The organism is Larkinella bovis, assembly GCF_042655385.1.
GTDB classification, from domain to species: Bacteria; Bacteroidota; Bacteroidia; order Cytophagales; family Spirosomataceae; genus Larkinella; species Larkinella bovis.
This window is the reverse complement of the sequence record NZ_JBHSMA010000003.1, coordinates 649,861-661,955: the sequence shown is the minus strand read 5'-3', so window position 1 is coordinate 661,955 and position 12,095 is coordinate 649,861. Positions and strand designations below refer to the sequence as shown.

The following is a 12,095-nucleotide window of genomic DNA, read 5'->3' as shown; positions in this document are numbered from 1 at the left end:
TGATGGAGGACATGGCGACGGGTGAAATCCGGTTGAGCATTTTGTGGGAGTGGCTGCATAAGGGGGCGGTATTGACCGAAGGGGATCCCGAGACGGGCACCAAAGCCGGGGCGGTTTTTACCCAGGAATTGTACAACTGGCTGGCGACTGAGGAATACCAGAAACTGCTGGCTGCGGCCAGTAAGGATATCTACGAAACCTCGAAAAGCACCACGTTGCCGATTGCGCTCGAAATTGCGAATGTATACGTGCTCAGTGCGGTAAAACCGCCCTGGTTCATCGACCTGCTGAATATCAACCTCAACAACCTCGATCTGGCAAAGGCCAAAAAGCGGATCAGACTTTATCTGGACATACTAACGCAGGAAAATACCCGCATTACTGAAAACCTTGATTTCATCCCGGTCGGAAGGTTAGCGTAAAACCGCATCCATTCCCAAAAACGGGTAGAGAAGATTTCTTTTCCGGGAACCTCATACCTGCCAGAACCATCAGCTCCTGCTTTCATCCCGGGCTGATGGTTTAGGCGGTACTGCTCAAATCGGTTGATACGTCATGAGCCAGTCTTCGCCGACTTGTTTCGTGCTGGTCAATCGCCCCCGAAGCGCCGGAGCGGCCAGCCCTTCCCCCAGGATGGTGGTGCTTTTAAAAATCCGGACCTCATCCCAAAGCTGCTGACGGAGAACGCTTTCCAGCAAAACCGCACCGCCTTCCACAATCACGGACTGAATTTTTCGCTGGTATAGGTCTGCGACCAGCTGCGGCAAAAAGGGAGCCTCGGAATCCAGTTGAATGAAAGTAGTTGCCCCGGCGGTTTCCGGAACCGGCACCGTCGCATACACCAGCGTCGGTTGCGAACCATCGAACAGGTGAAGCGAAGCAGGTAGTTGCAAGTGCCGGTCGATGACAATCCGGACGGGATTTCGGCCGCTCCATAAGCGGACGTTCAGTTGCGGATTGTCGTGCCGGGCCGTGTTGGTTCCGACCAGGATGGCATCTTCCTGCGTCCGCCACTGGTGCACCAACTGCCGCGACAAGCTTCCGCTAATCGGCATCGGACGGAAATCGGCGGGGGCCAGAAAACCGTCGGCGGTTTCCGCCCATTTCAGGATCAGATACGGTCGTTTTTTTTCGATGAAGGTAAAAAACCGCCGGTTCAGCTCCCGGCCCCGCTCGGCCAGCAACCCGGTTTCTACCTCGATGCCCGCTGCGCGCAGTTTGGCCAGGCCCTTCCCGGCCACCAGCGGATTGGGATCCTCGTTACACACCACGACCTTTTTTACTTTTTTTTCAATCAACAGGTCGGCACAGGGCGGGGTTTTGCCAAAATGCGAACACGGTTCCAGGGTCACATACACCGTCGATTCGGCTAATAGCGATTCATCCGCTATGGAGCGAACGGCGTTAACTTCCGCGTGCGGACCACCGTATTGCCGGTGCCAGCCTTCGCCAATGATCCGGTGATTATGCACAATTACGCAGCCCACCAACGGATTGGGGCTGACATGGCCCCGGCCCAGGGCGGCCAGCTCAAGGGCGCGGGACATAAATAACACGTCGTTGTTCAACGATTTTTGGTAACAGTTTATTTACGAACAATAAAGAAATCAGTAAAACCCTTACAATCTCTCTGCCGAACGGTTAGATTTACACAAATTTTACGTCCGAATGAGTACAGCTAAGTCGTTATTTGATTCGCTGGTGGGTCAATTGCAAGGATATCGCCCCGAAGAAGCCCGCGCCATTGTATTTTTACTGCTGGAACATTACTTGTTGCTCCGCCGAACGGATGTGGTAGTCGGTAAGCCCATTCCGGCCACTCCGCCCCAGCCCGACTGGAATGAATTGGTCCGGCGGCTCAACAACCACGAACCCGTTCAGCACCTCATTGGCACAACGGAGTTTTGCGGTCTGGAGTTTCAGGTATCGCCGGCGGTTTTAATTCCGCGTCCGGAAACCGAAGAATTGATTCGGCTCATCGTCCGGGATTACGCCGAAAAAACCGGGGCGCTCCATCTTATTGACCTGGGTACGGGCAGCGGTTGCATCGCCGTCACTCTCGCCCGGTTTCTGCCGCAGGCATCCGTACTGGCCTGGGATTTATCCCCGGAAGCCCTGGAAGTTGCCCGGTTAAACGCGCAAACCCTGCTGGCCGAGGTGGAATTTGAACAACGGGATATTCTGAACGTGGGGGAAGAAAACCGCCGGTTCGAATGCGTGGTCAGCAATCCGCCGTATGTAACCATGTCGGAAGCTGAACACATGGAAGCGAATGTCTTACGATATGAGCCCCATCTGGCGTTATTTGTGGAAGACCAGGACCCGCTGCTGTTTTATAAAGCCGTAGCCGATTTCGGGCAACAGCACCTGAATGCGGGGGGGGCCTGTTACGTCGAAATCAATGAACGCTTCGGTCCGCAAACGCGGCAGGTTTTTGAAGAACGCGGCTATTATAACGTACAGATATTCAAAGACATTCACGGCAAAGAGCGGTTTGTTAAAGCCGTTAAATAGTGCAATAAGGAGGAGGTAAAAAACAAAACATTTCCCGCTCCTTTCTTCAGACTATGACTCCAGCAGCCATTACGTATCATACCAAAATCCGGCAGGTGTTCGACGAGATGGGCAAGGTCGTGGTGGGGCAGCAGGCCCTGCTCAACCGGTTGCTGATCGGCTTGTTCACCGGCGGGCATATTTTACTGGAAGGCGTTCCCGGTTTGGCCAAAACGCTGACCATTAACACCCTGGCCAAAGCCCTTCAACTTGATTTTCAGCGAATTCAGTTTACGCCGGATCTGCTGCCTGCCGATTTGGTCGGGACGATGATTTTTAACCAGAAGTCGGGCGAGTTTGAAGTTAAACAGGGGCCGATTTTTGCCAACCTGATTCTGGCCGATGAGGTCAACCGCTCGCCCGCCAAGGTGCAGTCGGCCCTGCTCGAAGCCATGCAGGAAAAACAGGTAACCATCGGCGAAGAAACGTTTGTGCTCGACAAACCGTTTCTGGTGCTGGCGACGCAAAACCCGGTCGAGCAGGAAGGCACCTATCCGCTGCCCGAAGCCCAGATCGACCGGTTTATGATGAAGGTATTCGTCGGTTATCTGTCGAAAGACGAAGAACTGGAGGTCATGCGCCGGATGGCGAACCTGAATTTCGATTACGAAGTCCAGCCGGTTCTCGACAAGGAGGATATTTTCGCGATCAAGAACGAAATCAACAAAATCACGATGTCGGAAACGCTCGAACGGTACATCATCGAACTGGTGTTTGCCACCCGCCGGCCCCTCGACTACAACCTCCGCGACGAAGCCCGGTACATCCAGTATGGTGTATCGCCCCGCGCCAGCATTCACTTAAACCGGGCCGCCAAAGCCCTCGCCTACTTCGACCAGCGCGACTACGTGCTGCCGGAAGATATCAAGGAAGTGGCCCCCGATGTGTTCAACCACCGGATTCTGCTTAATTACGAAGCCGAAGCCGACGGTGTCACGACCTTACAGATTATCGATTCGATCCTGCGAAAAGTGGCCATTGGGCGGTAGAACGTTAGTCGTTAACCGGTTCTGTTTTCAAGGCTGTAGGGCTTTCCGAATAGCTTCTCCCCAAAAAACACCCAGCGTTGCCGAGCCTTTTTTGTTCGGATGCAGGAAGAAAACGCCCTGCTGGCCGTTCTCGTGCTGAAAATCGGTCCGGTAATGGGTTTTGAAATAGTTGAATCCCTGCGTATCGCCCACACGGACCTGTCCGGGATGGGTGGAAGCGTAGTCAGCAACCAGACCGTCGATTTGCGGGAAGTACGTCTGCAAGCGGTCCAGTCCTTCCTGTAAATATTTCGAGCGGTTGTAGGTGGTCGGGCTATACCAGATCGGGCGGTGAATCACCAGTTTACAGCCCGGATAGTCCGTCAGCAGCCGGTCGGCGATGGTTTTCAGGTTCCCGCGGTAGGCTTCCGGCGAAACCGGTGCCCCGTTCGGCCCCTGAATGGCGCTGTCGTTCGTGCCCAGTACGATGGAAAACACCAACCGGGCGGTGGGATCGTCTTTGAACCCATTGGCCGCCTGCGCTACTTTGGGAAACGATTTGTTGGTAGCGGGCAGAAAATCGACGGTTGTGTGACCACTCACGCCCTGATTGGAGAACGCTACGGCGTCGATACCCGCCTGTTGTTGCAGGTAGGCCGTGGCCGAAACCGGCGGCGCTTCCGTCTGCCGATCCTGCAAACCGGCCCCCGCCGTAATGCTGTTACCAATGAAAACGATGTTGATTTTTTGGGCGGTTGGTGGTGTCGCATCCGGTGCACTGAAAATGCCGGCGGCTACCCGTTGCGCGTACAAACCGGCCCGATTGGGTTTCGTGCGCGCCTTGTCGCGTTCGTCCAGTGCTGCGGTGATTACCGGAATCCAGCGTTGCTGACCTTCCCGGCTCAGGTGCAGTCCATCGGCCAGAAACAATGGCGTCCGGTCTTTTCCATCCGTCAGCGGGACGACATCGATGTAATACAAGCCGTCTATTTTTCCGGCTAACGCTTTAACCTGCTGGTTCAGCCGGTCGGCCTGTTTCCAGAATTTTTTCCGCGCGGGCGAATGCCAGTTGGAAATGAAGTACACTTCCGTCAGCGGATTTTCTTTCCAGACCCGCGCCAGGAAAGTTTTGAAGTGGGTAACCACGGTTTCGAGCGCATCCCCGGCCGCCAGGTCGTTTCCTCCGCAGGAAAACACAATCCGCGCGGGACGATGCGGCAGAATGATCCGATCCATCACCCGCAGAACATCCGGAATGGTTGCCCCGCCAAAACCCCGGTTGACCGGACTAAACCGGGTAAAATCTTCTTCCAGCGCCTGCCCCCAAAGCCGCCAGGTCGAACTTCCGACGAAGAACGTCGAACCCGGAACCGGCGGATCGTCAACCGATTGAGTTTCGTAGGCTTTAATCTCGGATTCGAAACGGGTTTCCTGCGCCAGAACAGGAGTTCCCGCCACCAGCCAAAGCAGAAGAAAAAGCGGAAGGAGGCTGCGTTGAGAGCGTCTTTTCATCATTGCCGTCATGTCAATACGGTTTTGAAAGTCGCCAACCCACCGATTCTTACTTATCCACAGCGCGGTCTAGCCGAAAGGTGTTAAAACTGGAAGTAGATAAACTGGTTCGAACTGAAAACCCCGAACAGGTACGACAGAAAGCAGATCAACGGAAACAGCACGAAAAACAAAGCCGTATTACGCGTCGGGATGGTCAGGTAGAACTTTTCCTTTACGAATAAAACCGCCACCAGCAGGACGCAAAACCAGAGCTCGGTGGTATTGAAAGGCGTGCTGAGCGGCCCGTCGAAAGGTGAGGTCACGATTTTGCCGATAATATGGAAGGCATTTTCGACCGGTGCCTTGTGGTTCCGGAAAAACACCCAGGTCAGCATCACCAGGAGAAACGTCAGCACCAGTTGCAAAAACTGGTAGGCTTTGTTTTCCTCCGGCAATTGAATCCCCCACTGCGCCAGGGCCTTATCGCGCCAACCCGCCATGAGTTGATAGGCACCGTGCAACCCACCCCAGATTACGTAGTTCCAGCTCGCGCCATGCCACAACCCGCTGACCAGAAACACAATAAAGACATTCAGGTACCGGCGCGACGGACTCACCCGGTTTCCACCCAGCGGAATGTACAGGTAATCGCGGAACCAGGTGGAGAGCGAAATGTGCCAGCGTCGCCAGAATTCAACAATCGAGCGCGAGAAATAAGGCGTTTTGAAATTGTCCATCAGCGTGAACCCCATCGTCCGGGCCGCCCCGATGGCGATGTCGGAATAGCCCGAGAAGTCGCAGTAAATCTGAATCGTGAACGCCAGGGTGCCGACCAGCAGCGTCAAGCCATTTTGCTCCGTCGGGTTGTGGTAGGCATGACTGACGATCTCGGCCATGCGGTCGGCAATGACCACTTTCTTGAAAAAACCGAAGGCCATCTGCATCAAACCGGCTTTCAGGTTTTCGAAGCTGTAATGAAAATGGGTATGAAACTGATGCAGGACATTCTGCGGACGCTCGATCGGACCCGCCACCAGTTGCGGGTAAAACATCACATACAGCGCGTAAATCCCGAAATGGCGTTCGGCTTTCTGGTTGCCCCGGTAGACCTCGATGGTGTAGCTCATGGCCTGAAACGTGTGAAACGACAGACCGATGGGCAGGATCGAATCGACAATGCTGAAGGAGGTGGTGCTCGGCTGGCCGAACAACAGCAGCACTTTATTGAGCAGACCGATCGCTTTCTGGTTGATCAGGTGAGCCGGCCCATCGAGTTGCAGTTGTTCGAGCAGCCAGACCACGCTTTCCGTGAAAAATCCAAAATATTTAAAGAACGCCAGAATCCCAATGTTCGACACCAGACTGATGATCAGCAGCCATTTTCGGGACGAACCCGGTTTGGTTTGCTCCAGCCAGATCCCGGCGTAATAGTCGATCACGATGGTCAGAAACAGGATCAGGATGTACGCCGGTTTGAAGACCATGTAGAAATAACAACTGGCCAGCAACAGCAACACCCATCGACCCCGCCACGGCAAACTGTAGTAAGCCAGCGTTACGACAATAAAAAACAGTAAGAACTGGAGCGAATTAAACAGCATTAAGACGTAAGATAAGAGACGAAAGAGAAGAGACCATTGGGTTCTCCTTTTGATCTCTTCTCTCTTGTCTTGTGTCTATAATCACAACTGACGTTCTTTTTTTCGAATGATTTCCCGGACGATGTATAACGGACGCCCTTTGCTCTGGAAGAAAATCCGCAGGACGTATTCGCCGATGAGACCCAGGCCAATGAGCTGAATACCACCGAACAGAATGATGGTGAACAACAAGGCCGTAAAACCTTCCGGTACCCCTCCGAAAAAATATTTTTTAACGAGCGTCTGGATAAAATACAAAACCGCAATCCCGATGGACAGCATCCCCAGGTTGGTCACAAACTTGATGGGAAACTCACTGAAATTGAAAATACCGTTGTAGGCCAGCCGACGCAGCATTTTAAAGGTGTACTTGGCTTCGCCGGCCACGCGGGCGTCCCGTTCGTACTCCAGACCGATTTGCCTGAAGCCGATCCAGCTCCGCATCCCCCGGATGAACCGGCTTTCTTCCGGCATCTGATTCAGGACATTGGCGACCCGGCGGCTGATCAACGAAAAATCCCCGCTATCGAGCGGAATATCGACGTACGAAATGGATTTCATGAAGCGATAAAACAGGAAATAGGCGGTTTTTTTGAAAAGCCCTTCCTTCCGTTTTTTCCGAACCGCATACACCACGTCGTAGCCTTCCTGCATTTTGGCGTAAAACTCGTCCAGCAGCTCGGGGGGGTCCTGCAAATCTCCATCGATGATGAACAGGGCTTCGGTTCCTTTGGCGGCAGCCATCCCGGCGGTTAAGGCAATCTGGTGGCCGTAGTTCCGCGCCAGAAAAACGCAGTGGTACCGGTCATCCGTTAAGGCCAGTTGCTGCATGAGCTGAGCAGTATTGTCGCGGCTGCCGTCATCAATCAAAACAACTTCAATGGAAAGCGGAGAACGGTCCATCAGGGTGTTCAGCCGGGCAACGAGGTGTGGAAACGATTCCCGTTCGTTGTAAAGAGGAGCGACAATCGAAATGAGTGGTTCAGACAAAGCAAAACAAGTTAATAGATTTGCGAAATTACATTATTGTCGTTACTTACAGAACCTTTATGTATTGATTTGAAAACCGAATATCGGTTTCGCCGGCAGCAGAAACGAAGAGGCCGACCTGGTAAGTGCCCGGGTACAAAGTCGCTTTGAACACGCGTGCACTCACATTCGGCATTCGGCGCCGGAGGTAAAAATGCCTGGGAAGAAATAAATTATCGGCCGGAAACAAATAGGTGTGCCGGTCCGATTTGACAACAATACAGGCATTCTGAATTCCGGCTGGCAACGCCCAATCGCTGGTCACGACCTGAAATTCCCCCGCCGATTCCGTAATGACCAGATGAAACGCCGAATCAGCAGCAGAAACCGGCCCTTGCAACGTCTGTTCATACGGCGAATAGAATGTACGGGACGGATACGAATAGATGCCTTTCTGAACGACTTTACTCATCCATTCTTTGACGGCGAGTCCATACGGCGAGCCGAGTTCGGCCCCAAAACCGACATCATTGTATTTCTGGTTAAACGCCGAAACGCCCCAGGTTAATTTTTGTTCCGCCAGACGGGGCAGATGATTAAAGTACATAACCGTCCAGATCAGCCCCCCCACCGACAAGCCCACCCTCATCAATCGTCGCCGGCGCTCCGGGCTGCCGAATTCGCTCAGGGCCGTCAGGTAAAGCGTGACAACAAACAAAGCCGGGTAGAGCATGTAATTCCCAACCAGCATAACCCCATAACCAAACCGGGGCCGCAAGACGGCCACCACCACGGCATTGACCAACAGAAAACCGTAGACTCCAACGAAAAAGTAACGGCGCTGGCGCTGTTGGCGATCCGCCGGTTTCTGGTGGGGCTGCCATAAACTGGGGAGCAGCGTTGCTTTGAAAAGCCCATACAGCGCCGCTACCAGCACCAGCCCGGCCAGGGTCGGCAAGAGGCTCCGTTTCAGAATATCCGCCGTCGGGAAAAAATCAAATGAACCGCCCAGAAACGTAAAAAAACCGAAAAAGACCAGATGGGGATGCTGCAGAAAAAAGGTCAGGCTACTGCCGTTACCCTGTAAATTGGCAAAATCGTGGAAATAAAACAGAACGACGATGATGGCGACACCCACCCAAACGATCAATCGTTTTAAATACGAACTTCCTTCCAGCCGCCACTGGACCAGCAGAACGCCGACGCCAGCGGCCCACCCGAACAGCCCATTACTCATCGAAAGCGAAGCCAGGATCTGTAACAAGAGTGCCCCGCCAAAGCGGGCCGAAAATGTGGCGGACCGGTTGGAAACGGCCAGCCAATACATCGCCCACAAAATCATCATGGCTACCGGCAAATGTTGCAACGCCGTAATGGCCCAGAAACTGGTCATGCGGTGCTGGGGTTGCAGCAAAATCAACGCAACCGGCAAAAAGGCAATCAAGGGGACGCGGATCGTCCGGAAAACCCGGTAGAAAATGAATAAAATACCCGCTAAACAGCAGAAGGCGGTCCAGATCAGCCAGCGGAAGTTCAGGATACCGGTCAGTTTATAGAAGAAAAGCGTTACTAACTTGGCAAATAAAATCCGGTGCTCGTTGTTGGGTGCCAGGGTCCAGCGGACCTTTTCGGCCAGCGAACCAGCTTCCGTATAACGCACCAGAAAGCCAACAAAGGACTCCAGGTCGTCCATAAAGGGGACGTTTTCCGTATACCGAAACAGCAGCAACAGAAAACTGGCAATGGGCGCGAGAATCAGCGCCGGCGAAACTTTTTGCAATAGGCTTGAAACGTTAGTCATAACCAGCGGTAAAGTTATATCGTGCGTCAATACACACGCTCTAGCCGTTCCACGAAGTCTCCGTACTGCTTCGCTGGTATAAAATGGGACTGCGTTCGGTAAGTGAGCACAATGAAAACTAGCAAGAGTGAGATTAGAAACGCCTGAAGAATGACAATAAAAAGGGAGAAAACGACGTAGCTGGCCCAACCCGGAATTAGCCACTGGTCCGTAAAACGAAGCAGCACGACGCTCGTAATGGCCACCGAAGAAATGGCTGCGGTGATGATGCAGAACAAAAAAATCCGCACCGCCGTCGCTTCCATCAGCACCGAAATGGCACTTAGGCCGTGGAGGATCAGCGAGACAAAGTTCATTTTCGACTCCCCTGCCAGGCGCCCCCCCCGCTCCAGGGGAATCGACCGGTAGGGAAGCCGGGAACGAATCACTCCGCCGGGGTAGTTGTTCCAGATTTCCGAAACGTTCACCAGCTTCCTCAGCAGGCCGGGCGGAATGGCACTGAAATTCCCGAAGGTTATAGCCTTGCCGGTCAGCAGCTTAAAAACCGTTTTATAAATCAGGTAAAAGAACTTGAACAACTGGCTCTCCCGGCGTTTGGCCCGGTGCGCAAAAATGATCTGCCCCGGTTTTGCCTGAGAAGCCTGCAGAAGTTTGGGAATATCTTCGGGCTGGTCCTCCCCGTCCGAATCCATCACAATCGTCGTATACACGTCCGGTTGAGCCGCCAGATAGGAAAGTCCGAGTGCAATGGCTTTCTGATGCCCGACGTTCCGCCATAACCGCAGAATCGAGAGCGTTGCGCCCGTATCCGTAGGGAGGTTTTGGTAGTTACTGACCGAACAGTCGTCCACAATCAGGAAATGGAATTTTTGCCGGATCGATGGTTCGACGGTTTCCCGGATTTTATCCAGTAATAGGCTCAAGGCCTCCCAATCATTGAAGAGCGGAATAACGATATAGGTGCGGTCGGTTTGCGCGGTGGCCTGGTCAGTCAACGTACGGTGATTTATAAATGAAGAATGACGCTACAAAAATAGGATAATATCGCTTACTTATGCTACCCGGCGTTTGCCACTTTACCGGGCGGTTTTCTACGGTCACGCCTTCATACGGGAGGTCTTTTACCCAACCTTTTAAAGCGGCTCAACGGATCGTTCCCCGGTCTGCAACCGACCCAAACGCCCCCAAGCCGTCATCCGGTCCAACTGCTTAGTTCGTCGTGGTCGGATTCTGCTCCTTTTCCGGAACTGCGCGCAGTTTAACGCCCTTTTTGTGGTAATAGCCCGCCCAGCACCGGTTCCATAGCCCTTTGGGATCCGGATCGAGGTCGCCCAGAACGAGCGATACCGGACTGACGGGCAACGGGCTCAGTACGACCGTATCGCCTGGGGTGGTGGCCATCAGTTCAAACCGCTTTTCGAACGCTTCATGAAACGCCCGGGCCCGACCGGAGCGTAAATCTTCGTAGGCCATGCGCAGGTTTTTATTCCGGTAGGTCACATAGGCCAATCCAACCGTGACGAGCACCAGGAACACCCACTGGTAACGCGTTAAAAAGGAGAATGTCCCGGCGTTTTGCCGAAAAACACGAACCCAGATCGTCAGGTTGTAAAACCAGCCCACCGTCAGGATCAGATTCACCGAATTTAACAAGCGGGGAACCGGCTGAACGCCCACGGCCCAATAATGCAACATGGTCAGAACGAATAACAACCCCAGGTAGGGCAAAAAGGCCAGAAGCGGGTGAATTTCAAAGTAACGACGCGCCGGATTCTGTCGATCGGTCAATCGGTAGGCAATGGGCAGAAAAAGGAACGAAATGAGTAATAAAGGCGTCTGAAACAGTTGCTGCGGGAAATACGACCAGCAATACTTCACGGTTTGAGTCACGGAAAAAACAAGGTCCTGGCTTAATTTATTCCCTCCCATCCGAACGGCATTACCCGGTGCCTTGATCAGGTAATAACAACAGATACAGGAAATTACGGCCAGAAGCAACAACGAAACCGGGAGTTTACGCCGGTAAATCAGGATCCCCAGCAACACGGTTCCCAGCAGGGCCATAGCCATAATCATGCTGGTTTCGCTGGATCCAATGATAATGGCCATCAGCAGGGACTCGATCACCAGGTACCCCGCATTCAGGCGAAACTGAATCCGGTCATGCGCCACCAGCGTTCCGAGCAGGAACAAAAAGCAGACACAGGAAACCGAATAGCAGGCTAACCCGGGGTACCAGTAAAAAAATTCCGGAATCGATACGAGCTGGGAAATAAAGAGAAAGCTGGCCGCCGAAGCCGCCACGGCCTGTTCCGTGAACGATAGAATCGTGCGCGTCAATTGCTGCACCAGAAAAAAGAATCCGAGCCACAGCAGCCCCAGCAACACAATCGGAAAAACCGCATAGGCGCCGTACCACTCCCACACCAGGGGGCCCGTATGAACCATAAAATTATGGAAATACCGCCCCGTCCACCCGTCGTAGTAAAACTGCTGGGCCTGCCAGACGCCGTGTTGCCGGGCGGTGTCCGCAAAACAGTAGTCATCGACCAGGGATGGCTGATTGTAAAACGCCAGCGCAATCAGGGGAAAAATAACCAGCAAAAGGGAGCCTATCAGCAGAAAAAAAACAAACCGGTTGGGCGTAATCAATTGATTCATTAGTTCCAG

Annotated in this window: 9 protein-coding genes and 1 pseudogene; 3 read left to right on the top strand and 7 right to left on the bottom strand. The window is 53.3% G+C overall.

Annotation, left to right across the window (positions count from 1 at the left end; genetic code table 11):
• A pseudogene (locus ACFPMF_RS13845) lies at window positions 1–422 on the top strand (malate synthase); the annotation flags it as partial.
• A 114-nt stretch (window positions 423–536) separates the two neighbouring features.
• Here the strand turns inward: ACFPMF_RS13845 and ribD are convergent.
• Window positions 537–1,568: a bifunctional diaminohydroxyphosphoribosylaminopyrimidine deaminase/5-amino-6-(5-phosphoribosylamino)uracil reductase RibD gene (ribD, locus tag ACFPMF_RS13840; protein WP_379845866.1), complete on the bottom strand. Its 1,032-nt coding sequence runs from the start codon at window positions 1,566–1,568 to the stop codon at window positions 537–539.
• Window positions 1,569–1,668: 100 nt separating this feature from the next.
• Between ribD and prmC the strand changes: the two genes are divergently transcribed.
• Window positions 1,669–2,514, top strand: a complete 846-nt coding sequence (prmC, locus tag ACFPMF_RS13835) for a peptide chain release factor N(5)-glutamine methyltransferase (protein ID WP_379845864.1) — start codon at window positions 1,669–1,671, stop codon at window positions 2,512–2,514.
• Between the two features lie 53 nt (window positions 2,515–2,567).
• Window positions 2,568–3,542, top strand: coding sequence for an AAA family ATPase (locus tag ACFPMF_RS13830; protein WP_379845861.1), 975 nt, complete (start codon window positions 2,568–2,570; stop codon window positions 3,540–3,542).
• A 27-nt stretch (window positions 3,543–3,569) separates the two neighbouring features.
• Here the strand turns inward: ACFPMF_RS13830 and ACFPMF_RS13825 are convergent, their stop codons facing one another.
• The 6 genes from ACFPMF_RS13825 to ACFPMF_RS13800 form a co-directional block, all read right to left on the bottom strand.
• Window positions 3,570–5,033 (bottom strand): GDSL-type esterase/lipase family protein, encoded by a 1,464-nt coding sequence (locus ACFPMF_RS13825; RefSeq protein ID WP_379845858.1) that lies wholly within the window; start codon window positions 5,031–5,033, stop codon window positions 3,570–3,572.
• 83 nt (window positions 5,034–5,116) lie between these two features.
• The gene (locus ACFPMF_RS13820) at window positions 5,117–6,616 is read right to left on the bottom strand and encodes an MBOAT family O-acyltransferase (protein ID WP_379845855.1); all 1,500 of its coding nucleotides are present in this window, start codon (window positions 6,614–6,616) and stop codon (window positions 5,117–5,119) included.
• 81 nt (window positions 6,617–6,697) lie between these two features.
• Entirely contained in the window at window positions 6,698–7,645 is a 948-nt protein-coding gene (locus tag ACFPMF_RS13815; protein WP_379845852.1) for a glycosyltransferase family 2 protein, read from the bottom strand.
• Window positions 7,646–7,691: 46 nt separating this feature from the next.
• Entirely contained in the window at window positions 7,692–9,404 is a 1,713-nt protein-coding gene (locus ACFPMF_RS13810; protein ID WP_379845850.1) for a hypothetical protein, read from the bottom strand.
• 47 nt (window positions 9,405–9,451) lie between these two features.
• Window positions 9,452–10,420: a glycosyltransferase gene (locus ACFPMF_RS13805; protein ID WP_379845847.1), complete on the bottom strand. Its 969-nt coding sequence runs from the start codon at window positions 10,418–10,420 to the stop codon at window positions 9,452–9,454.
• A gap of 214 nt (window positions 10,421–10,634) precedes the next feature.
• Window positions 10,635–12,086: a hypothetical protein gene (locus ACFPMF_RS13800; RefSeq protein WP_379845845.1), complete on the bottom strand. Its 1,452-nt coding sequence runs from the start codon at window positions 12,084–12,086 to the stop codon at window positions 10,635–10,637.
• Window positions 12,087–12,095 lie beyond the last annotated feature (9 nt).

What these genes read in the sequence shown, in the direction of transcription:
- prmC (WP_379845864.1), top strand. Translation starts at nt 1,669, where the DNA reads ATGAGTACAGCTAAGTCGTTATTTGATTCGCTGGTGGGTCAATTGCAA.
- ACFPMF_RS13825 (WP_379845858.1), bottom strand. Translation starts at nt 5,033, where the DNA reads ATGAAAAGACGCTCTCAACGCAGCCTCCTTCCGCTTTTTCTTCTGCTT.
- ACFPMF_RS13820 (WP_379845855.1), bottom strand. Translation starts at nt 6,616, where the DNA reads ATGCTGTTTAATTCGCTCCAGTTCTTACTGTTTTTTATTGTCGTAACG.
- ACFPMF_RS13830 (WP_379845861.1), top strand. Translation starts at nt 2,568, where the DNA reads ATGACTCCAGCAGCCATTACGTATCATACCAAAATCCGGCAGGTGTTC.
- ACFPMF_RS13800 (WP_379845845.1), bottom strand. Translation starts at nt 12,086, where the DNA reads ATGAATCAATTGATTACGCCCAACCGGTTTGTTTTTTTTCTGCTGATA.